Origin of the sequence: Nocardia brasiliensis NBRC 14402, assembly GCF_000308475.2 — a bacterium.
GTDB classification, from domain to species: domain Bacteria; phylum Actinomycetota; class Actinomycetes; order Mycobacteriales; family Mycobacteriaceae; genus Nocardia; species Nocardia brasiliensis.
In genome coordinates this window covers 22,683-44,421 of the sequence record NZ_BAFT02000036.1, presented here as the reverse complement: position 1 = coordinate 44,421, position 21,739 = coordinate 22,683, and the positions used below count along the sequence as shown (strand labels likewise).

Here is a 21,739-nt window from a genome sequence, read left to right as displayed (position 1 = left end):
GCTACTTCGCGGCTTCCTGGATGCGCTGCAACACCTGGGCCGGGTCGGTGCCCTGCGCGATGGTGCCCATCTGCTGCCGGATAGCGCCCTGCGCCGCAGCCCATTTCGGGTTGTTGCTCGGGTAGAACTGGGCCACCGCGAGGGTCGAGCCGAAGGCCTTGGTCACCGGGTCCGCGGCGAGCTTGGCGGCCGCGGTGTTGGTGATCGGGATGAAGCCCTCGGTCGAGACGAACTTCGCGTAGACATCGGCGCCGTAGAAGAAGTCGAGGAACTTCTTGATGTTCGCCGCCTTCTTGCCGTCCTTCTTGAACGCCATCAGGTGGTCGGCCACGCCGAGCGTCACGGGGGTGCCGGACTTGGTCGGCGACGGCGCGGTCGCGTACTTCAGGCTCGGGTTCTTCGAGGCGATCTGGCCGATGGTCGGCGGCAGGCCCTCGATCATGCCGATCTTGCCCTGGATGAACGCGTTGATCACGTCCTTGCGATCGGTCGCGCCCGGATTCGGCTGGGTGACACCGGCATCGGCGATCTCGCGCATGGCACGCACGCCCTCGAGGTTGGCCGGGGTGTCGACGGTGACCTTGTCACCGTCGGACCAGGTGCCGCCCGCGCCGAAGGTCCAGATGGAGGTCTCGCCCTGCGCTTCCTCGCTGCCCAGCGGCAGGCCGTAACCGGACACCCCGCCGCCGAGGGCCTGGATCTTCTTGGCCGCGTCGGTCAGTTCCGCCCAGGTCTTGGGCGGCGTGGCGATGCCCGCCTTGGTGAACAGATCGGTGTTGTAGAACAGCGTGCGGGTGGAGGCGAACAGCGGCAGCGCGTACTGCGTCCCGTTGAGCGAGGCGTTCTTCGCGAAACCGGGCTGAATATCCGAAAGTACCTGCGGGGAGACGATTTCGGAAGCCGGGTAGAGCATGCCGTCGCTGGCGAAGCTGGAGTACGCGTCGATGTTCAGGATGTCGGGCGTGGTCGACTCCGACTGCAACTTGGTGCGCACCACGTCGTTGATCGAGTTCCAGGACTCCATCTGCAGATTCACCTTGATATCGGGATTCTGCTTCTGGAAGTCCGCGATGATGCCGTCCCACAGCGCCTTCGTACCGTTGGCCCCATCGCTGTAGGCCGGAGCTAAGAAGTTGATCGTGGTGTCGGAGTCGGCGGAATCTTTCGAGCCGAACCCACAGGACGAGATCGCCAGCGCCAGGCCGGTGACCATCGCGACCCCCGCGAGCACGCCGTGGAGTGGTCTTTTCACGAGTAGAACCTTTCAAATTTGCACATCCGGCGCCACTGGACAGCCGATGATGGGATCGACCTGATCGACCCGACACTCAATCTAGACCCCATCTTGATCATATGTGACCGATTCGCTCGTTAAGTTGACATGAACGATCACCGGGCGGATTCTGTTGTTGTGTCGATCTCAGCCGAACCCACGCCCGCCACCCACCTGGCCAAAGAGGTCGCCACCCAGCCTGACGACTGGGCGCGCGCCGAAACGATCGCCGCCGAACACCGCGAGATCCTCCCCCAAAAGGGCGAGCGAGTCGCTGTGATCGGTTGCGGCACTTCCCTGTTCATGTCCAAAGCGATCGCGGCCCTGCGCGAGCGAGCCGGCCACGGTTTGACCGACGCCTGGCCCGCCAGCGAGGTCCGCTCCGGCCGCGAGTACGACCGCTATCTGGTGATCTGCCGCTCCGGCACCACCACCGAGGTGGTCAACGCGATGCGCGAGCTGCCCGCGGACGTCCCCCGCACCGTCATCTGCTCCAGCCCGGACACTCCGGTGCTCGAGCTGGGCGACCCGATCCTGATCGACGAGGTCGACGAGGAATCGGTGGTGCAGACCCGTTTCGCCACCACCACGCTGGCCATCCTGCGCTGGCACTTCGGCGAAGACCTCGAGCCCGTGATCGCACAGGCCAGGGCCGTGCTGGCCGAGGACCCGACGGTGTCGCTGGCGCAGGTCCGCCACGCCGAGCAGATCAGCTTCGTCGGCATGGGCTTCGCCGCCGCCATCGCCGAAGAATCCGGCCTCAAGCTGCGCGAATCCTGCCAGTCCTGGACCGAGTCCTACCTGTCCACCGAATACCGGCACGGCCCGATCGCCATCTCCGCACCCGGTCGCGCGGTCTGGGCGTTCGGCCCGCTGGTGCCGAACTTCGCCGCCGATATCGCGAGCACCGGCGCGCACTTCGAGCACCGTGACATCGACCCGATGGCCGACCTGGTTCGGGTGCACCAACTGTGCATCCTGCGCGCGGCCGACCTCGGGCTCGACCCCGACCACCCGCGTGGCCTCAACCGCTCGGTCGTCCTGGACCAGTGAAAGATCCGGTTCGGTGAGCCCCGAGCAGACCGCGGCGCCGGTATCGACGCCGCCTATTGTGCGAGGCATGTCAGCCGAGCACGACCCGAAGAGCACAGACCGGCCCGGCAGCGCCGCGGCCGGATCGTCCGACCAGGCCGCTACCGCGGCCGAAGTGGGCGCGGGCGCCGCTGCGAACAGCACGACGCCCTCGGCCGGTGCCGCCAGGCCCGCGATCGGCGCTGCCGGGCCGACCGCGACGGCTCGTCCTGGCGGCCCGTCGACGGGGCAGACCGCGGCACCTGCGCGGCCTGCCCCGTTGCCCGACGACGCACTGGTCCTCGGATTGGACGTCGGCGGCACCACGATCAAGGGTGAAATCACCGACCGCGCAGGCGAAGTGCTCGCCGTCGCGACCGTGGCCACGCCGCAGGGCGAGGCGGCGTTCGAGGCGATGGGCGCGCTCGGCGATCACCTGCTGGCCGAATTGACCGCGGCCCAACGGGATCGGGTGCGCCGCGCGGCCGTGGTCCTGCCCGGAATCGTCGATTCCGTCCGCTCGATCGCGGTATTCAGCAGCAATGTCGGCTGGCGGGACGTGCACATCGGCGACCGGTTCCGCGACCGCTGGGGCATCCCCGTGCTCATCGAACACGATGTCGCCGTGGCGGGTTGGGCCGAATGGCGCTTCGGCGCGGGTCGCGGGCACGACAACGTCTGCGTCGTCATCCTGGGCACCGGCATCTCCGGCACGCTGTCCGTCGGCGGTCATCTGGTGCGCAGCAGCTACGGCCAGGTCGGCGAATACGGGCACATCCCGGTGCGCCCGGACGGGCTGCCCTGCCCGTGCGGCAACACCGGATGCGTGGAGACCGTGGCCTCCGGCGCGTCGATCGCCCGCGCCTACACCCGCCGCACCGGTCGCGAAATCAAGGGCGCGGCAGAGGTTTTCGCGCTGGTCGACACCGACCCCGCCGCCAAGGCCGTGCTGGTGGACGCGGTGGACGCGCTGGCCGACGGACTGATCGGCATCGTGCACGCGGCCTGTCCCGAGCTGATCATCCTCGGCGGCGGACTCGCCGGTGCGGGCGCGGCCCTCACCGATCCGCTGCACCAGGCCATCGCCGACCGGCTCCGCCTGGTACCCGCCCCGCACGTCGTACTCGGCGAATACGGCGCCCGCGCCGGCCTGATGGGTGCCGCGTTGTTCGCCCGCCAAGGAGCCCTGGCATGAGCCCGGTGGTCCCCACCCCGACCCGCCCAGCGCGGCACACCCGGCCCGGGACGAGCGCTCCCCTCCCGTACCCAACTGGGTACCCGCCCCAGATTGACGGGCACCAAGCGCCGGACCGACCATGGGATGGACCACTGGCGCCCCGCGACCGCCCGGCAGCACGAGCGATATCCGCCGAAGGTCGCGGCCATCGGGATGGACCACCATTCGCCGTTGCGCGCCGCGACTGGGCGATAGCACAGGCGATACCTGGAGCGGGCTGCCGCACGCCCGCGGCCCGCACCCATCGGGATCGACCGCTGACCGTCGTTGCACCCCGCGATCGGCCGGTTACCGGGACGGTGGCTGCTGGCTGTTGTGCGGGAGTGGGGCGTGGGGGTCACGGCAATAGGGTGTTCCTATGAGTCCGGGTACCGAATTGGCTATTCGTGGGCGCGTGGTGTGCGCGTCCGCTCAGTGGGACGACGGTGTCGTCTCGATCGTCGGCGATCGGGTCAGTGCGGTCGTGCCCTATTCGGAATGGGTTGCGGCACATCCGGGGTCGGCGGAGCCGGAGTTCGCGGGCACCCTGCTGCCCGGACTGATCGACATCCACAATCACGGCGGGCTCGGGCATCGGTTCGACTCCGTCGATCCCGCCGAGGCGCGGGCCGCCGCGGCCTTCCACCACGCGAGCGGGTCCACAACCGTGGTCGCGAGCATCGTCACCGCGGCCGCCGCGGACATGGTGGCGCAGACCGCGATGCTGCGCGGACTGGCCGAGGACGGCGTGCTCGGCGGCATCCACGCCGAGGGCCCGTTCCTGTCCGAGGCCCGCTGCGGGGCCCAGGATCCGCGGTTTCTGCGCGACCCCGATCTCGAGTTGACCGACCAGCTGCTGCGGGCCGGCGGCGGCGCGCTGCGGATGATGACGCTCGCACCGGAACGTTCCGGGTACGACGCGGTCGCGCAGCGGCTCACCGAGCACGGCGTGGTGGTCGCGCTCGGCCACAGCAACGCCGACTTCTCCGCGTTCCTGACGGCCTTGCGGCCCAACGGTTTCGGCAGCGTGGTGACCCACCTGGCGAACGGCATGCCGCCGCTGCACCATCGCGAACCGGGACCGGTCGGCGCCGGCCTCGTCGCCGCCGCGGCGGGACACGCGATCGTCGAGCTGATCGGCGACGGCGTGCACGTCGATCCCGGGTTCGCCGCGCTGGCCTTCGCGGCCGCGCCCACCCGGGTCGCGCTGATCACCGACGCGATGCAGGCGGCGGGCCTCTCGGACGGCGAGTACCAGCTCGGCCCGCAGTCGGTCACCGTGCGCCAAGGCGTGGCCCGCATCGCGAACGGTTCGCTGGCGGGCGGCATCAGCACGCTGCTCGACTGTGTCGCACGGGCCGTCGGCGAATCCGGGGTGCCGCTCGAGGCCGCGGTCCGCGCCGCCACCGCGACGCCCGCGGCGGCGCTCGGCCTCGCCGACGTCGGTGACCTGCGCGCGGGATATTTCGCCGACCTGTTGATAGTCGGTGACAATCTCCATTTGCATCGGGTGCTCAGGCGAGGACAGTGGTTGTCGTGATCCTTACCGTGACCATGAACCCCGCCTACGACATGACCTACCGGGTCGAGCACTTCGAACGCGGCCAGGCGCACCGGGTCCGTTCCGTCGAGCAACGCATCGGCGGCAAGGGCATCGACGTCACCCGGGTGCTCAACCAGCTCGGGAAGTACGCGCGGGCAACCGGTTTCGCCGATCACGCGTTCGCGGCCGCCGCCGAGCTGGAGATGCCGGTCGATTTCGTGCACGCGCTGCCCTGGGTCCGGCGCACCGTGGTGATCAGCGAATCCGAGGACGGCACCGCCACCGCCCTGTGGGAGCCCGGCGCCCGGGTCTCCAACCCGCACGCCGCCGAACAGCTCGCAGTCCGGGTCACCGGCATGCTGCCCGATATCGACGGCCTGGTCATCTCCGGCTCACTGCCCGGCGGTATCGCGGCGACGCTGCCCGCCGAGATAGCCCGCGGCGCCATCGCCGCCGACGTGCCGACCATCTGCGATGTGGACGGCGAGGCGTTGCGCCTGGCCGCCCAGGTCCCCGGCGTCGTCCTGATGCCCAACGGGGACGAACTGCACCGGCTCACCGGCGTCAAGCCGGCCACCGCCGAAGAGGTCGTCACGGCCGCGTATCCGCTGATCGAGAGCGGAGTGCGCGCGGTGATCGCCACCCGCGGCGCCGACGGCATGGTCGCGGTCACCGCCGAGGGCGCCTGGTTCGCCGCACTGCCCGAACCGCTGGCCGGAAATCCCACGGGCGCGGGCGATTCCGCCACCGCCGCGGTGATCGCCGCGCTCACCGCCGACGAGGTCCCCGACTGGCCGACCATTCTCACCGACGCGGTGGCCACCTCCGCCGCCGCCGTGGTCATCCCGGTGGCCGGCGAGATCGACCGCTGCCTGCGCACCCGCATCGCCCCGACTGTCCGAGTCACCCGGCTCGACCTACCCACCGCCCAGGAGCCCTCGGCGTGACCGCCGCGGCGGGCTGAGCCCCCAGAAAGAGATACCGATGCCGCTGACGCCTGTCTCCGAGTTGGTCACCACCGCCGCGCCCGGCGGGCTGGGGGCGTTCAACGTGATCGTGCTGGAGCACGCGGAGGCCATCGCGGCGGCCGCGGAAGCGGCGAAACGACCTGTGGTGCTCCAGCTTTCGGAGAACACGGCGAGCTATCACGGCGGCCTCGCGCCGCTGGCCCTCGCCTGTCTGCGGGTCGCGGCCGACAGCAGCGCCGCCATCGCGGTGCACCTCGACCACGCGACCGATCCGGTCTTGGTGCGCGCCGCGGTCGAACTCGGCGTCGGCTCGGTGATGTACGACGGTTCCACCCTGGACTACGCCGCCAATGTGGCGAGCACCGCCGAGATCACCCGCTGGTGCCACGAGCGCGGCGTGCACGTCGAGGCCGAACTCGGCGAGGTCGGCGGGAAGGACGGTGCGCACGCCCCCGGCGTCCGCACCGATCCGGACGAGGCCGTCGAGTTCGTCGCCGCCACCGGCGTAGACGCGCTGGCCGTCGCGGTGGGCTCGTCGCATGCCATGCACACGCGCACTGCGACCCTCGACCACGAATTGATCGCCCGGCTCGCGGCCAAGGTGCCGGTCCCCCTGGTCCTGCACGGCTCCTCCGGCGTCTCCGACGACGGGCTGCGCGCGGCGGTCCAGCACGGCATCACCAAGGTCAACATCGCGACCCGGCTCAATGTCCTGATGACCGAGGCGGTCCGCACCGCCCTGGCGGCCGATCCCGCCCTGTCCGATCCGCGCAAATACCTGGGCCCCGGGCGCGCGGCGGTACAGCACGAAGTCACGCGCTTCCTGCAGCTCTTGGCCTGACCTGGAAAAGGCGCAGTCGGCGACGCCAACTTCCACGCCGCCGACCGCTGGGAAGGGTGAACCGTTCCCATGCGGTCCACCGAAGCTCGGTCCCCCGGGAGAGGGCGGCCGGCGGCAGCAGGATTACCGCCGCCGACCGCTCGGGGAGGGGTGCATCGGGGCAGCCGATCCACCAACACCATCGACACTGCCCTGCCCACCTGAGCGCTTCCCCTGACGCACCTGAGATTCCGTTAGGAACTCATACGACCCGCCCTAGTCCGGGATCGAGGCAGTCAGCGCGATATTGACCCAGCTCGGAGCCTCCGGGTCGAGGCGCAGATGCTGCGGACGGAGGCCGGAATCGAACAGGAAGGGGGCGGGCGGCAGCCCCTTCGGGAAGTTGCTGGCGTACACGTCCACCCGCAACCGGTGCCCGGGCTGCAACACCGCGTCGATCGGCGTCACGGCGACATCCAGCGCGACCGGTTCCCCTGGCACGGTCTGCTGCCGCCGGTCCAGATCCAGGAAGTACTGCGGCGCGGTGTAGTCGCCGTTCGCGGACTTCTTGCTGGCGGCCTCGTCGATCTGGCGCAGCGAGGAGACCAGCTGCCCGGTGGCGATCTCCCGGGACGTGCCGTCGGGCGCCACATCGTTGATCGTCGTCACCCAGTAGCCGTCGGCCGCCTCGTGGGTCACGTTGAGGTGCACGCTGATCGGACCCGAAATGGTGGTCGCGTCGGCGACCGGGCTGCTGGTGAAACTCAGACCGTCGTGCTCCCATACGCGCGAGTCGTTACCGCAGACGTCCAGGATCGCGGTGGCTCCCGCGGTGATCCGGGCGGTGTCCCGGCCGCACAGGCTCAGCAGGCCCGGCGCCACCGTCAGGTCGCGAATCGCCCCCTGCCGCGGGCTTTCCGCGAGACTGCCGTCGTAGACCGAGGCCGGGGCGGTACCCGAGGGCAGGTCGTTGAGGTACACGCGCCGATAGGTCGCCTCGGTGCGCGGGAACTCCGACAGGTCCGTCCAGCCCGCACCCTGCTGCTTGACCACGATCGGCGCGTATTCCTCGATGCCGTTGTCGATGCCGCGCAGCCAGTGGTCGAACCAGGCGCGCTGCAACACATCCAGTCGCGGCGGCATGCCGGGATGCCCGAATCCGCCGACACCGGAACCGAGGTGGTAGCCGTCGCCCATGATCAGCTTCTTCTGCTCCGTGGGCAGCGGGATCTTGTTGAACGTGTCCGTCGGTGTGGTGCCGAAGATGTCGAACCACGCACCCACCATGAACGTCGGCACCCGGATGTTGTCGACCTTGGCCTTCAACCCCTGCCGGAACGGGGAATTCGGGTCCACCAACTCCCGGGTCCGCGGGGTGAGCTGGTCCGGCGTCAACGCCGTGTAGCCGTTGGCCACCATGTCGACCAGGGTCAGCGGGTCGGCGATGCGGTCTTTCAACCACTGCAATTGCTGTGCGGGATCGAACTTTCCGACGGCGAGTGCGGTGACGTCGGGAATCATCTTGAGCGCGTTGACACCCACCAGCCACGGCACCAGGAAGCCGACGCCCACCGCGCCGCCCGGTCCGGCGATATCGGTGAAGATGTCGGCGCTGGGTTCGTAGGCGAACACCGCCTTCAGCCCCGGCGGACGCCGGTCGGTGGCCTCGATCGCGGAGATCCCGGTGAACGAGACGCCCATGGTGCCCACATTGCCGTCGCTCCAGGGCTGCCGGGTGATCCAGTCGATCACCTCCGCCGAATCCTGCTTCTCCCGGTCGCCGAACACCTGCCAGGTGCCCTCGGAGGTGCCGGTGCCGCGCATGTCGACCTGTACCAGGGTGTATCCGGCCTCGGTCAGCGCCCAATCCTGCGCGGCGGCCTCCAGCGCACCGCCGTCGAGCTGACGGGTCATATCGAACAGGCCGTCGATGCCGACGCCGGGCAGATTGATCGAGGCGATCCAATCCTCCAGCGGCTTCTTGATGCCCAACCCGTCCGAGGCGGCGAGCACCGCCTGCCCGATCAGGATCGGCAGCTTGCCGTAGCCCTGCATCTGCAGGATCACCGGCCGGCGGCCGTCGGCGAGGCGGCCGTCCCGGGCCGGGTGAATGATGTCGGCCTTGAGCACCTTGCCGTCGCTCATGGTGATCGGCACCGCGAGATCGGGAGTGATTCCGTTGTAGGGCTGCGGTCCGTCCACCGCCGAAGTCCATTGCGCGGCATGGGCGCCACCGTCGATTCCGGTGAAGCCCCCGACCGGCTCACCGAAGGCGGTAGGTGTCAGGAAGGGTGCGCCCGCCAGGGCCACTGCCGCCAGCACCATGCCGTGCATCACGAACCGCTTGCGATGTGTCCCGTCTCTCATTCGTTCCATGGGCCAGATTGTTGCTACCGGCCGGTAACTACGACTCGTCCCTAGGCGACATCGTTTTACCCGAGGGCGACAGCCACACCGGCCCGCTAGCTAGAACGACCACGTTTCCCCTGTTGAGAGCCAGGTAAGCAACTCAGACAACGCGCAGGCATCTTGTTGGTGGCCCTGTTCGCTCGCTACCCTGCGAACCGGCCGGGACGATTTGCGGTCGCACGGTGGAGGGAAGCGGATGGCGATCATGGCGCGGGCGGCCGGTTTACGCGGCTATCGGCAACTGGCCGACGAACTCGGTGGCGACGGCGCCGCGCTGCTCCGCCGGTTCGGCATCGCCCCGGAAGCCCTCGACTCCGACGACGCGATCCTGACCAGTGAGTCCATGGGTTGGGCACTGGAGATCGCGGCCACCGAATTGGCGTGTCCCGACTTCGGTTTACGCCTGGCTGCCCGGCAGAGCCTCGATGTGCTCGGCCCCCTCGCAGTCGCGATGCTCAATGCGGACACCGTCGGCGCGGCCCTCAGCTGCCTGCAGCGGTACCTGTTCGTCCAGCACGCCGGGCTCGCGATCCAGCTGTGCCCGGACCCGGAACAACAGCGCGGCATGCTCGCCCTGCACTACCGCGACATGGCCGAGGTGACCTCGTTCAGTCAAGGTATCGATCACGGAGCCGGGCTGGTGCACCGGTATCTGCGGCACGGCGTGGGCGGCGAATACGGACTGCGGGCGGTCCACCTGCCGCACACCCAGCGCGCACCGATTTCGCGCTATCTCGAGTTCTTCGGCGCGGAGGTGCGATTCGACATGCCGACAACGCTGTTTCGCTTTCCGGGGGAACTGCTCGTGCGCCCCTTGGTCGACCGCGACCCGATGCTGCACAAGCTCGCGATGGACTACCTCGCCCGCAACTACTCCGAACTCGACCAGACCATGACCGCCCGGGTCCGCCTGGCCGTCGATCGCGCCCTGGTCGAATCCACCGCCGATATCGCCACTGTCGCGGACATGCTGACCATCGGTGAACGCAGCCTGCAGCGCGCATTGGCGGCGGAGGGAACGACCTTCACCGCGGTGCTCGACACCGCCCGGCGCGACGCGACCTACCGGCTGCTGTGCGAAACCGACCTGCCCATGGGCCGCATCACCGCGCTCGTCGGGCTGCGCGAGCAATCCGCGCTGACCCGCGTCGTGCGTCGCTGGTACGGCACCACGCCGCAGCGCCTCCGGACCGCGGCCCGCGAAGGCGTGCGCCCCGGCCGATGACGCGGCCGGCCGGCGGCGCGGGCGAGGGGCGAGCACCGCCGGCCGGTGGGGCTGGTGGGCCAGGGCAGTAGGCCCACCAGGCACGTGCCGGAAGGCGCGGATTCCGACCTGTTCAGCGTGACCGGTGCAGCTCGAGGGCCGCCCCGGTACAGCTGGGAATCGGCTGTGTGGCACGCACGGCCGCGGCGGCTCGCCCGGGACAGAGCACGCTTCCCACGCGCCGGAGCGCACACCCTGTCCGCACGAAAGACGGTGTATCGCAGCGCAAATCAGAGATCGTCGACCGACGCGGAGCCGTCCTGCGGCCAGGCGTGGGCTTCGAGCCGCGTCTGCACCCGCGCGACGTCGGCCTCCGAGGGCATCTCGTTGGTGACCTTGGTGATCAGCACCTGGATATCGGTCTTGTCCGCGGGCAGATCCCCGGACCCGGCCAGTTCAGCGGCGATCTGGCGCACCTCGTCCTCAGAGAGGCGACGGCGCAGCAGGGCGAGCAGCGGGATGTAGTCGGATTCCGGGACACCGTCCGGATATCCGGCCCGCAGCCAGTCGATGATGGCGTTCAGGAAGGGTGGCATGAACGCTGCTCGCTCAATCCGAGTCGGAGGGCGGGTCGGCGAGCGGCCAGCCACCGGCCGCGAGATGCGAGGCGACGCGCGCCACGTCGACGTCGGCCGGCTGCTCCTTGGCCACACGGGCGATGGCGTCCTCGATCTCCGCGCGCGTGATCTCGCTGTCCGGGTTCGAGGCGGCCAGCTCCTCGGCGATCGCGACCACCTCGAAATCGGTGAGATGCCGGTGCAATACGGCGAACAGCGCGACGTAGTCGGAATGCGGAATCCCCTGCGGGTAGCCGGCACGCAGCCAGCCGATCACCCGGCCGAGCAGATTCGGCCGGAGTTCCGCGGGTTTGGCTTGATCGGTCACGTTCCGCCCTTCAGGACTGTCCGAACAGGTGAATACCGAACCTGGCGGCGATGAAAGCCTTTGCCGTATAGAGGATCCCGGTGACGATCGCCGCGATGATCAGCCCGAAACACACTAACGCAACCGCGAGCGCGGGGTAATTGCGTTGGGTCACACGACCATCGGCGGTCACGGTCACGGTCTCGGCCGCCGACCAGAACCGTACCCCGACCGCGAACACCAGGGGCAGCCCCGCGCCGAGCACCAGCCCGGCCAGCATGACCTTCCACAGCGAGTTCAGATTCGTGATGAGCGTATGCATGTCGCGTCCTCCTAGACCTGAGCCGACCGGTTCGGCGTACCGGGCTCGGCCGGCTGCCCGCTCCGGGCGGGCGGCTGCGGCGCGCCCGCCGCCCGCTCTGTCGCCTCCGGCGCCTGCGGTGTTTCCGGTGTTCCCGATGCTTGCGGCGCGGCGGCGGCCGGTTCGTCCGGCTTCGCAACACCCCCGAGATCGCCTGCCACGCCCGGCGTGTCGCCCGGCCATTCGTTGACGTTGGTGGTGTCCACCGGATCCCGGCGCGACCGCAGGTAGATCAGGGTCGACAGCCCGAGCAGGATCGCGAACACCACCAGCACGCCCGGCAGCCCGCCGATGAAATGCGCGACGGCCCAGCACAGCGCGCCCGCGACCCCGGCGAGCGGCAGCGTGAGCAGCCAGGCGACCACCATCCGGCCCATCACGCCCCAGCGCACCTCGGCGCCCTTGCCGAGGCCGGTACCCAGGATCGAGCCGGTCGCGGTCTGCGTGGTCGACAGCGGCAGCCCGAAGTGGGCCGAACTGAGAATGATCGCCGCCGAGGCCGTTTCGGCCGCCAAACCCTGCGGGGATTCGATCTCCACCAGGCCCTTGCCGAGTGTCCGGATGATCCGCCAGCCACCGAGGTAGGTGCCCAGCGCGATGGCGACCGCACACGCGGCCATCACCCACAGCGGCATCTCGTCGTTCTTGGTGAGCGTGCCGTGCGCCACCAGCGCGAGGAAGATCACGCCCATCGTCTTCTGCGCGTCGTTGGTGCCGTGCGCCAGCGAGACCAGCGAGGCGGAGCCGATCTGGCCCCAGCGGAAGCCCGATTCCACCTTGCCGGGGTCGGACCCCCTGGTGATCCGGTAGACCAGCCAGGTACCCAGGGCCGAGACCAGTGCCGCCACGATCGGGGCGAGCACGGCGGGCAAGATGATCTTGGTCAGCACGCCGTCCGAGCCGGCCGCCCAGATCACTCCGCTCCAGCCGAGGGCGGCCAGGGTGGCGCCGATCAGGCCGCCGAACAAGGCGTGCGAGGAACTCGACGGCAGGCCGAACAGCCAGGTGATCAAGTTCCAGAGGATGCCGCCGACCAGGCCGGCGAAGACGATGATGAGCAGGTCGTGGCCTTGCACCGCATCGAGCCGGACGATCCCCTTGGCCACGGTGGCGGCGACCGCCACGGACAGGAAGGCCCCGACCAGGTTGAGCACCGCCGACAGGGCGACCGCGACGCGTGGCCGCAATGCGCCGGTGGCGATCGAGGTCGCCATGGCATTCGCGGTGTCGTGGAACCCGTTGGTGAAATCGAATGCGAGTGCTGTGACGATGACGATCAGAAGAACCAGTAATTCGACGGTCACGCCTCTAGTGTGCGGTACGGGTCAATAGGATTGCCAGGTGGTTGCGGTTAACCGCGCGTCGGCCGTGCGTTAAGTTGGTTCCTGTCCTCTATCGGCCCGGATTCCCCCGTCCATCAGCCGAATCGGGTACACCCCGGCGCCATCGGCTTGCCCGCGACGCGGTCCTCGATCCAGGCATATGCACCAGGAATGCCGCTGGTGCTGACGATGAAATGTTCACCGAGATATACCTGGAAATCCACCTGTGTGCCGCCGCGGCACCAGTCCCGATACAGGTTCTCGGCACCGGCCAGCGGCACCCACCATTCGTTCCCGCCGTGATACATGAACACCGGAATGGTCGGCGGCAGGGCGCCGAGCCGGTTCTGCGCCAGGATCTCGCGGATGAACGGGACCTCGGTGGGCGCGGGCACGTCGGTGAGCGCCTGCACCGGAATCGGCGCGACCAGGCCCACGAACTCCTCGGCGGCCATGCAGAAGTCCCGGCCCACCCGTGCCAGGCGCCACCCGTTGTCGTTCATCAGGTCGAGTATCTCCGGGTACTCGCGCGCCAGACCCAGCGTCGCGGCCAGGAAGACCCCGGAGGCCGCGTCGCGCCCGTTCATGGTGTGGATCAACATCTCGTAATCGGCGGGCACCCCGCCGAACGCGACGCCGACGAGATTCAGCTCCGGCGCATAGCGCGGCGCCAGCTGCGCGGCCCAGGCGGAGGCGATGGCGCCGCCGGAGTAGCCGGTGATCGCGGTCGGCGCGGCGGGTTCCAGGCCGAGTTCGGGGGTGCGCACCGCGGCGCGGATCGCGTCGAGCACCGCGTGCCCGGCCATCAGACCCGCCGCGTACGCCTGCCGCGGCCCCTGATGATCGGGAACCAGCACCGCGAAACCCTTGGACAGCGGTATCTGCGCCATCCACAACTTGCTCGACACCATTCGCAGCTCGTACGACGGCGCGCACTGGTGCCCGAGCGAATCGATCGCCGGGTTCAGCGTGACCAGTGGCCGCGGACCCGGACCCGGCCACGGTGTCGTCGGCATCAGCAGGGTGGCGACCACGGGCACCGGCTGATCCTTCGCGTCGTTCGAACGGATCAGCAGCTCGGTGGAGGTCAGCGCGACACCCGTGACCCCGGTGCCGCCCGGACGGGACGCGAGAACCGTGCCCGGAGCGCGGGATTCGAAGCCGGCCGGCGGCACGTAGAACGGATCACCCAGCGGCGTCGGCATGACATCGGCGATGTTCTTGGAGGGAAAGAGCAGATCATCGATCGGATTCGCGTGCGCGAGGGTGCCGAGCACCGCGCTCACCGCCACGACCGCGGCCAGCGCCAGCGCGCGCAGCCGCCACACCATCGAACCCAACCGTCATCCCCGATCCCGAAGCAGCATCCCGCCGAACCCACTGCATTCTGGCTCGCACCCCACGCCCCTGAGGAGCCCTTATTTGCAGTGGCAGCGCCATCTTCGCATCGCGCCGGCGCGGCTGTGCGCCGAATCGCCGAAGCCGCACCGCCGTTCAGGGCAGCAGCGCGCGCACGGTGTCGATGGTGTCGGCGTCGCGGGCCTCTTTGTCGGGCCGATAACGGACGACCCGGGCGAAGCGCAGCGCCACCCCACCGGGATAGCGCGGACTGACCTGGACTCCGTCCAGGGCGATCTCCACCACGAGTTCCGGATACAGGTAGACGGTGTGCTCGTCGCGGGTACGTTCGTGCCGCGGGAATTCCGCTGTCTGCCACTGCAAGAGCGCGTCGGTGAGCCCCTTGAAGGTCTTGCCGACCATCACCGGTTCGCCGGTGTGCGGATCGCGGGCGCCGAGGTGCAGGTTCGACAGATACCCGGTGCGGCGGCCGTAGCCCCATTCGGCGCCGAGCACGAGCAGATCCAGGGTGTGCGTCGGCTTGATCTTCTGCCAGGCGCGACCCCGCCGGCCCGCCGCGTACGGCGCGGCCAGCGATTTGATCATCACGCCCTCGTGGCCCGCGGCAAGCGCGCCGTCGAAGTACTCGGCGGCCGCCTCCGCGTCCGGCTCGAGCAGCGCGGGAATGCTGTGTTCGCCGGCCACTTTCGTGAGTGCGGCCCGCCGCTCGGACAGCGGCGCGTCGAGCAGGTCCTGACCGTCCAGATGCAGGCAGTCGAAGAAATACGGATGCAGCAGCAGTTCCCGGGTCGAACTCACCTCGGCGAAGCGGCTCATCGTCTCCTGGAACGGACGGGGCCGACCGGCATCGTCGAGCGCCAGCGTCTCGCCGTCCAGCACGACGCTGGCGCAGTCGAGTCCGCGGACCAGGTCCACCAATTCCGGCACCCCGGCCGTGATGTCACGCAGCGTCCTGGTGAACACCCACACCTGCGAACCAGTGCGATGCACCTGGATCCGCGCGCCGTCCATCTTGATCTCGGCGCTCACCTTGCCGTCGAATTCGGCCAGGGCCTCGTCGAGCGAGGCCCCCGGCGAGGCCAGCATCGGCTGGATCGGGCGGCCCACCTCCAGGCGGAATTCGCTGAGCGCCGCCACCCCGCCGGTCAATGCGGCGAGTGCGGTGACCGGCAACCGGCCCGACAGCATGTAGGCCCGCCGCACCAGCTCCACCGGCACGGCCGCGGCCACCGCGACAGCCTCGCTGACGATCGCGGTGAGCGCACCCTGACGGAGTTCACCGGTCAGCAGCCGCAGCAGAAAGGCCTGTTCATCCGACGTCGCCGCGGTCCACAACGCCACCAGCAGCTCTTTGCGGCGCGCGGTGGAACCGGTGCCCGAGGTCGCGGCCACCTCGCTCAGCGCCGCGTCCACGGCCGAAACCGTCAGCGTCGCAACGGGAGCCGGGGGCGTGTCCAGCCCGGCCAGGGTGCGCCAGCCGGTGCCGATGCGTCCCTGGCGTAACTCGCCGGAGACCCACGCGACGACGGGCGCGAGTTCGTCCGGTCCGGCGGTGGTCAGCAATTCGGCGAAGGCGGCGATCTTCGTTTTCCGTGACCTGGTTGCGCGAACCGTCTCCGAAGCCTGGACGACATGCGAGAACAACACCCGACGACGGTAGCGCCTCGCTGTGACAAATCGCTCAGCTCTGCTGTTAATTCCCCATTGGCAGGGTTGCGAAATCGACCATAAACTGGACGAATGGCCAAGACTTACGTCGGGGCGCGGCTACGCCAGCTGCGCACCGAACGGGGACTGAGCCAGGTCTCGCTTGCCCAGAAGCTGGAGATCTCGGCCAGCTACCTCAACCAGATCGAGCACGACGTGCGTCCGCTCACCGTGCCGGTGCTGCTGCGGATCAGCGAGGTGTTCGGCGTCGACGCGACCTTCTTCTCCTCCCAGGACGACACCCGGCTCATCGCCGAACTCCAGGAGGTCGTGATGGACCAGGAGCTGGGCATCGAGGCCGACACCCAGGAGATCGCCGACATGGTGTCCGCGCATCCCAGCATGGCGCGCGCCCTGGTCAACATGCACAACCGCTACCGCAACACCTCCGCCCAGCTGGCCGCTGCGACCGAGGACCGGTTCGCCGACGGCTCGGGCAGCGCGACGATCAGCAAGCCGCACGAGGAGGTGCGCGACTATTTCTATCAGCGGCAGAACTACATCCACGAATTGGATACCGCCGCAGAGGAACTCACCGCGCGCATCCGCTTCCACGGCGGCGACGTGCACAGCGAGGTGGCCCGGATCCTGCGCGCGCACGACGTGCGGATCGTCGAGCGGATCGACCTCGGCGAGGGCGTGCTGCACCGCTACGACGAGCAGACGCAGCGGCTCGAGATCGCCCCGCACCTGTCCGGCGGGCAGCGCACCTTCAAACTGGCCGCCGAGCTCGCCTATTTCGAATGCGGCGAGCTGCTCGAAAAGCTGGTCGAGGAAGGCAATTTCGCCTCCGAGGACACCAAGAAGCTGGCGATGCTCGGGCTGGCGAACTATTTCGCCGCGGCAACCGTATTGCCGTACACGCATTTTCACGAGGTCGCGGAGGATTTCCGGTACGACATCGAGCGGCTGTCGGCGTTCTTCACTCAGAGCTACGAAACCATCTGCCACCGGCTCTCGACGCTGCAGCGCCCGAAACTGCGCGGGGTGCCGTTCTCCTTCGTCCGGGTCGATCGGGCGGGCAACATGTCGAAACGCCAGTCCGCCACCGGTTTCCACTTCTCCGCCAGCGGTGGCACCTGTCCGCTCTGGAACGTCTACGAGACCTTCGCCTATCCCGGCAAGATCATGACCCAGATCGCGCAGATGCCCGACGGCCGCAAGTACCTGTGGGTGGCCCGCACGGTGGAGCGCCGCGCCACCCGCTACGGCCAGCCGAGCAAGACCTTCGCCATCGGTCTCGGCTGCGAACTGCGCCACGCGGGCCGGGTGATCTACGCCGACGGCATCGATCTCGACGAGGTCCAGCCCACCCCCATCGGCGCGGGCTGTCGCGTCTGCGATCGCACCAACTGCCCGCAGCGCGCGTTCCCGCCGCTGGGCAAGGTCCTCGACATCAGCGAGCACCGCAGCTCGGTCTCGCCCTACGTGCTCAAGTAGGCGCACGACGAGGCCGGCACCGCTGGATCGCGATGCCGGCCTTGTGTTTTCGATGCTCAGGCGAGGACCGCCGCCTTTGCCTGCACGCGGCGCTGCAGGACCAGACCGATCACCGTCATGCCCAGCGCCGCGACCAGCAGGGCGGCCAGCGTCCAGGCCAGGGCCGCGAACCCGTGCGGCGCGGCGGCCGCGGCCACCAGCGGCCCCACGGTGGCGCCGACATAGAAGCTGAACATGGCGACCGACATTGCGGCGGCACGGGATTCACCGCCCAGTTCGCCCGCGCTCTGCAGGACGGCCGGCGCGATCACGCCGAGACCGCCGACCATCACGGCGAGCAGCACGGTCAGCACAGCGAGGTGGCTGCCCTCGAAGGTGGCCGCGACCATCGCGGCGGCGGCGACCAGCACACCGAGCACGATCTGGCTGTGCTTGGACAGGCGCGCCAGCGGCACCGCGAGCAACGGCAGCAACAGCATCACCGGCAGTGCGCCCGCCCGCAGCGTGAGCAGTTCACCGGAACTCTCGACCACGCCGGTGAGTTCGAGACCGGTGTAGATACCGACCATCACCGCCATGCTCATCGCCCCCGCGACCAGCATCGGGACCAGGGGCAGCAGCCGGAACACCGCGGGGATCGCGGCATAGCTGTGCCGCAGCGGCAGGTCGCGCCCGGTGGGGGCATCCTCGAGCATCACCTTGCGCAGCGCGACCGCGAGCACCGCGAAAACGATTGCGGAGGCGATGAATACCGAGCGCCACGGGAAGGAGGCGACCACCGCCTGCGAGACGATCTGCGCGATCACGGTCGCCGCCAGGAACGAGGTGGCGATGGACATGGTCACCACCGCGCGGTGTGCGGGCGTGATGCGGGTGGCGACATAGGCCATGATCGCAGGCGGTATCGAGCCGACGACCAGGCCCTGGACGACGCGCAGCGCGACCGCCACCGGCGCACTGAACGCCAAGCCGGTCAACAGCGTGACCACTGCGGCCACGAGCATGCCGGTCATCAGCACCTTGCGGTGGCCGTAGCGATCCGAGAGCGGGCCGAACAGCACGAACCCGCCCGCGTAGCCGAAGGCGAACGCGCTGATGATCCAGGTCATCACGCCCGAGCCGACGTTCCAGTCCGCTTTCATGGCGGTGAACAGGGGAATCGGGACATACATCTGTCCGGTCGCGAGCAAGGCGGACAGCACGAAAACAGGCAGGGTGCGCGCCGTGTGAGCGCGCGATGGGGCGCTACGGGTGGGCGCGGTGGCCGGGGCGCCGGCCGCGAGAAGTGTCTGCGTTGCCATGCGGACGACATTAAGACCGCGGTCGCCACAATGTCAACCAAATAGTTGGTTTAATGGGCTGGTAAAGTCGGACCCATGACGGCAACGATGAAGCGCAGCGACGCCACGAAGCAGGCGTTGCTGCGCGCCGCCCGCGACGAATTCGCCGCATACGGCCTGGCCGGGGCGCGGGTCGACCGCATCGCCGAGGCGGCCGGGGTGAACAAGGAACGCATCTACGGGCTGTTCGGCAGCAAGGACAAGCTGTTCGACGTCATCCTGATCGACACCATGCGGGAATTCATGGACGTGGTCCAGCCGTTGACCGAGACCGATCCCGGCCGCTACGTCGCGAAGCTGTTCGACTACCACAACAACAACCCGCAACTGCTGCGCCTGCTGCTCTGGGAGGGACTGCACCGCGGGGTGGACGCGCACGACATCGACGGGTGGCGGGCCCAGCACTACGAGCAGAAATTCGACAGGGCCATCGACCAATTCGGCGTCGACGCGCGCTTCGCCGGACACCTGCTGCTCGCGCTCTGCGGCATGTCCAACTGGAGTCTCGCGGTGCCGCAGACCACCCGGCTGCTGCTCGGCGACGCGGCCGAGGACCGGGACGCGACCCGCGAGTTCATGCAGGAGTTCGCCCGCGCGGCGATGCAGAACTTCCCGCGCGCCTATCAGCGGCGCGAGCCCGCCGTCCAGCCGGAAGCGGAGCCGGTCAACGGGTTGACCACTGGAGCGCGCGGCGGCACCACCGACCTCGACCCCGAGACCACCCTCGATCCCGACGCCGCGGTCGACCGCGCCGCGCAACGCCTGCGCGCCGCACAAGCCGCCGCGGAGGCCGCGCGCGACGAGCTGGCCGCCGCACTCCGCGACGCACACGCGACGGGTGCGAGCGCCAACCAACTCGCCCGCCGGGTATCGGGCACGCTGTCGCGACCCGTCGTGCTGAAGTTACTCGCCGACTGAGCCTAGAAGGCCGCTTCGTCCAGCTTCATGATGTCGTTGTCAATCGCGGCGATGATCGCCTTGTTCGCCGTGAGTTGCGGGAGCACGTTCTTGGCGAAGAAGCTTGCCGCACCGACCTTTCCGGTATAGAACGGCCGATCCTTCGCCGACGCCTCGGCGGCCAGCGCGGCCGCCGCGATCTCGGCCTGCACCAGCAGCCGCCAGCCGATGAGCAGATCGCCGACCGAGAGCAGGAAGCGCACCGAGCCGAGGCCGACCTTGTACAGCTCGGCCGGATCCTGCTGTCCCGCCATCAGATAGCCGGTGAGCGAGGCCGCCATCGCCTGCACGTCGGCCAAAGCCGTACGCAGCAGCTCACGTTCGGTGTCGAAGCGCCCGCTCTTGGTGTCGAGGAAGGCCGCGATCTGACCGGTGACGTGGCCGATCGCCACACCCTTGTCCCGAATGATCTTGCGGAAGAAGAAGTCCTGCGCCTGGATGGCGGTGGTGCCCTCGTACAGCGAGTCGATCTTCGCGTCCCGGATGTACTGCTCGATCGGGTAGTCCTGCAGATAACCCGAACCGCCGAAGGTCTGCAGCGATTCGGTCAGATACTGATACGCCCGCTCGGAACCGACTCCCTTGACGATCGGCAGCAGCAGATCGTCGACCCGGTGCGCCAACTCGGCGTCCGCACCCGAAACCAGCTGGGCCACATCGGCATTCTGATGCGCGGCCGTGTACAGGTAGACCGCGCGCAGGCCCTCGGCGTAGGCCTTCTGCAGCGCCAGCGAGCGCCGCACGTCCGGGTGGTGGGTGATGGTCACGCGGGGCGCGGCCTTGTCCGTCATCTGGGTGAGATCGGCGCCCTGGACGCGCTGCTTGGCGTAGTCGAGCGCGTTCAGGTAACCGGTGGACAGCGTGCCGGAGGACTTGATGCCGACCATCATGCGCGCGTTCTCGATCACCTGGAACATCTGCGCGATGCCGTTGTGCACGTCGCCGACCAGCCAGCCGACCGCGGGCACGTCGCCGCCGAAGGTGAGCTCGCAGGTGGGCGAGGACTTCAGGCCCATCTTGTGCTCGACATTGGTCGCGTACACGCCGTTGCGGGCGCCGAGCTCGAGCGTTTCGGGATCGAACAGGAACTTCGGCACGTAGAACAGCGACAGGCCCTTGGTGCCCGGACCCGCCCCTTCCGGACGGGCGAGGACCAGGTGGAAGACGTTCTCGGCGGTGTCGCCGACGTCGCCGCCGGAGATGAACCGCTTGACGCCCTCGATGTGCCAGGTGCCGTCGGGCTGCTCGATCGCCTTGGTGCGGCCCGCGCCGACATCGGAGCCGGCGTCCGGCTCGGTGAGCACCATGGTGCCCTGCCACCCGCGCTCGTAGCCGGCGGTGGCCCAGTGCTGCTGCTGTTCGGTGCCGACGTTGTAGAGCACCGAGGCCATCACCGGGCCCATGTTGAAGAAGCTCGCCGACGGGTTGGCGCAGTTGATCATCTCCTGCACCGCCCAGACCACCGCGGCGGGCGCGGGCGTGCCGCCCATGCCCTCGGGCAGCCCGAGCCTGCTCCAGTCGGCCTCGTGCACCGCCGTGATGGTCTTGCGCAGCGCGTCCGGCACCGAGATGGAGTGGGTGGCCGGGTCGAAGACCACCGGATCGCGATCAGCGGCCGCGAAGGATTCCGCGATCGGCCCCTCGGCCAGCCGCTTCACCTCGGCCAGGATTTCGCGCACGGTCTCGGAGTCCAGATCACCGTAAGCACCGGTGTCGAGGAGTTTGTCCAGCCCGAGCACCTCGAACAGGTTGAACTCGATGTCTCGCACGTTCGCCTTGTAGTGACCCACGACGGTCCTCCCACGGTTCGGCCGTTCTGACGTTG

The 21,739-nt window shown here is 68.9% G+C and carries 18 protein-coding genes; 8 read left to right on the top strand and 10 right to left on the bottom strand.

Going from position 1 to position 21,739, the window contains the following annotated elements; translation table 11 throughout:
* Position 1: 1 nt before the first annotated feature.
* A complete protein-coding gene (locus TY25_RS10820; RefSeq protein ID WP_226887147.1) occupies positions 2–1,252 on the bottom strand; it encodes an extracellular solute-binding protein in 1,251 nt (416 codons plus the stop codon).
* 159 nt (positions 1,253–1,411) lie between these two features.
* Between TY25_RS10820 and TY25_RS10815 the strand changes: the two genes are divergently transcribed.
* The 5 genes from TY25_RS10815 (at position 1,412) to TY25_RS10795 (ending at position 6,912) form a co-directional block, all read left to right on the top strand.
* On the top strand, positions 1,412–2,326 hold the full coding sequence (locus tag TY25_RS10815; RefSeq protein ID WP_081868805.1) for an SIS domain-containing protein: 915 nt from the start codon (positions 1,412–1,414) through the stop codon (positions 2,324–2,326).
* Positions 2,327–2,393: 67 nt separating this feature from the next.
* A complete protein-coding gene (locus tag TY25_RS10810) occupies positions 2,394–3,539 on the top strand; it encodes an ROK family protein (protein ID WP_052382908.1) in 1,146 nt (381 codons plus the stop codon).
* 400 nt (positions 3,540–3,939) lie between these two features.
* Positions 3,940–5,100 carry an N-acetylglucosamine-6-phosphate deacetylase gene (locus TY25_RS10805; protein ID WP_042255790.1) on the top strand — a complete coding sequence of 387 codons (1,161 nt, stop codon included), beginning with the start codon at positions 3,940–3,942 and terminating at the stop codon, positions 5,098–5,100.
* Positions 5,097–6,050: a hexose kinase gene (locus tag TY25_RS10800; RefSeq protein WP_081868800.1), complete on the top strand. Its 954-nt coding sequence runs from the start codon at positions 5,097–5,099 to the stop codon at positions 6,048–6,050. Before TY25_RS10805 ends, TY25_RS10800 begins: the two co-directional genes overlap by 4 nt.
* 37 nt (positions 6,051–6,087) lie before the next feature.
* Complete coding sequence (locus TY25_RS10795; protein WP_042255789.1) at positions 6,088–6,912, top strand: class II fructose-bisphosphate aldolase; 825 nt, start codon at positions 6,088–6,090, stop codon at positions 6,910–6,912.
* 255 nt (positions 6,913–7,167) lie between these two features.
* On the opposite strand, the gene TY25_RS10790 is transcribed toward TY25_RS10795, so the two are convergent.
* Entirely contained in the window at positions 7,168–9,267 is a 2,100-nt protein-coding gene (locus TY25_RS10790) for a CocE/NonD family hydrolase (protein ID WP_226887146.1), read from the bottom strand.
* A 229-nt stretch (positions 9,268–9,496) separates the two neighbouring features.
* On the opposite strand from TY25_RS10790, the gene TY25_RS10785 reads away from it, so the two are divergent.
* A complete protein-coding gene (locus tag TY25_RS10785) occupies positions 9,497–10,525 on the top strand; it encodes an AraC family transcriptional regulator (RefSeq protein WP_042255788.1) in 1,029 nt (342 codons plus the stop codon).
* Positions 10,526–10,794: 269 nt separating this feature from the next.
* Here the strand turns inward: TY25_RS10785 and TY25_RS10780 are convergent, their stop codons facing one another.
* The 6 genes from TY25_RS10780 to TY25_RS10755 all read right to left on the bottom strand — a co-directional run bounded on the left by TY25_RS10780 (position 10,795) and on the right by TY25_RS10755 (position 16,117).
* On the bottom strand, positions 10,795–11,100 hold the full coding sequence (locus tag TY25_RS10780) for a DUF3349 domain-containing protein (protein ID WP_042255787.1): 306 nt from the start codon (positions 11,098–11,100) through the stop codon (positions 10,795–10,797).
* A 13-nt stretch (positions 11,101–11,113) separates the two neighbouring features.
* Positions 11,114–11,449 (bottom strand): DUF3349 domain-containing protein, encoded by a 336-nt coding sequence (locus tag TY25_RS10775; protein ID WP_014988675.1) that lies wholly within the window; start codon positions 11,447–11,449, stop codon positions 11,114–11,116.
* Positions 11,450–11,459: 10 nt separating this feature from the next.
* The gene (locus TY25_RS10770; protein WP_042255786.1) at positions 11,460–11,750 is read right to left on the bottom strand and encodes a hypothetical protein; all 291 of its coding nucleotides are present in this window, start codon (positions 11,748–11,750) and stop codon (positions 11,460–11,462) included.
* A gap of 11 nt (positions 11,751–11,761) precedes the next feature.
* Complete coding sequence (locus TY25_RS10765) at positions 11,762–13,093, bottom strand: inorganic phosphate transporter (RefSeq protein WP_042255785.1); 1,332 nt, start codon at positions 13,091–13,093, stop codon at positions 11,762–11,764.
* Between the two features lie 113 nt (positions 13,094–13,206).
* On the bottom strand, positions 13,207–14,442 hold the full coding sequence (locus tag TY25_RS10760) for a lipase family protein (RefSeq protein WP_042255818.1): 1,236 nt from the start codon (positions 14,440–14,442) through the stop codon (positions 13,207–13,209).
* 163 nt (positions 14,443–14,605) lie between these two features.
* Positions 14,606–16,117 (bottom strand): ATP-dependent DNA ligase, encoded by a 1,512-nt coding sequence (locus TY25_RS10755; RefSeq protein ID WP_042255784.1) that lies wholly within the window; start codon positions 16,115–16,117, stop codon positions 14,606–14,608.
* Between the two features lie 93 nt (positions 16,118–16,210).
* Here TY25_RS10755 and ramB point away from each other — a divergent pair, with 93 nt between their 5' ends.
* Positions 16,211–17,617 carry an acetate metabolism transcriptional regulator RamB gene (gene ramB / locus TY25_RS10750; RefSeq protein ID WP_029895362.1) on the top strand — a complete coding sequence of 469 codons (1,407 nt, stop codon included), beginning with the start codon at positions 16,211–16,213 and terminating at the stop codon, positions 17,615–17,617.
* Positions 17,618–17,673: 56 nt separating this feature from the next.
* Here the strand turns inward: ramB and TY25_RS10745 are convergent, their stop codons facing one another.
* Positions 17,674–18,918 carry an MFS transporter gene (locus tag TY25_RS10745; RefSeq protein ID WP_042255783.1) on the bottom strand — a complete coding sequence of 415 codons (1,245 nt, stop codon included), beginning with the start codon at positions 18,916–18,918 and terminating at the stop codon, positions 17,674–17,676.
* A 75-nt stretch (positions 18,919–18,993) separates the two neighbouring features.
* Here TY25_RS10745 and TY25_RS10740 point away from each other — a divergent pair, with 75 nt between their 5' ends.
* A complete protein-coding gene (locus TY25_RS10740) occupies positions 18,994–19,875 on the top strand; it encodes a TetR/AcrR family transcriptional regulator (protein ID WP_226887145.1) in 882 nt (293 codons plus the stop codon).
* Positions 19,876–19,877: 2 nt separating this feature from the next.
* Here TY25_RS10740 and TY25_RS10735 read toward each other — a convergent pair whose 3' ends face one another.
* The gene (locus TY25_RS10735; RefSeq protein ID WP_042255781.1) at positions 19,878–21,704 is read right to left on the bottom strand and encodes an acyl-CoA dehydrogenase; all 1,827 of its coding nucleotides are present in this window, start codon (positions 21,702–21,704) and stop codon (positions 19,878–19,880) included.
* Positions 21,705–21,739: the final 35 nt, after the last annotated feature.

Bases quoted from the DNA above. Each gene is read 5' to 3' on its own strand.
- TY25_RS10745 (WP_042255783.1), bottom strand. From the start codon at position 18,918: ATGGCAACGCAGACACTTCTCGCGGCCGGCGCCCCGGCCACCGCGCCC.
- TY25_RS10740 (WP_226887145.1), top strand. From the start codon at position 18,994: ATGACGGCAACGATGAAGCGCAGCGACGCCACGAAGCAGGCGTTGCTG.
- TY25_RS10785 (WP_042255788.1), top strand. From the start codon at position 9,497: ATGGCGATCATGGCGCGGGCGGCCGGTTTACGCGGCTATCGGCAACTG.
- TY25_RS10790 (WP_226887146.1), bottom strand. From the start codon at position 9,267: ATGGAACGAATGAGAGACGGGACACATCGCAAGCGGTTCGTGATGCAC.
- TY25_RS10760 (WP_042255818.1), bottom strand. From the start codon at position 14,442: ATGGTGTGGCGGCTGCGCGCGCTGGCGCTGGCCGCGGTCGTGGCGGTG.
- TY25_RS10805 (WP_042255790.1), top strand. From the start codon at position 3,940: ATGAGTCCGGGTACCGAATTGGCTATTCGTGGGCGCGTGGTGTGCGCG.
- TY25_RS10810 (WP_052382908.1), top strand. From the start codon at position 2,394: ATGTCAGCCGAGCACGACCCGAAGAGCACAGACCGGCCCGGCAGCGCC.
- TY25_RS10795 (WP_042255789.1), top strand. From the start codon at position 6,088: ATGCCGCTGACGCCTGTCTCCGAGTTGGTCACCACCGCCGCGCCCGGC.
- ramB (WP_029895362.1), top strand. From the start codon at position 16,211: ATGGCCAAGACTTACGTCGGGGCGCGGCTACGCCAGCTGCGCACCGAA.
- TY25_RS10770 (WP_042255786.1), bottom strand. From the start codon at position 11,750: ATGCATACGCTCATCACGAATCTGAACTCGCTGTGGAAGGTCATGCTG.
- TY25_RS10780 (WP_042255787.1), bottom strand. From the start codon at position 11,100: ATGCCACCCTTCCTGAACGCCATCATCGACTGGCTGCGGGCCGGATAT.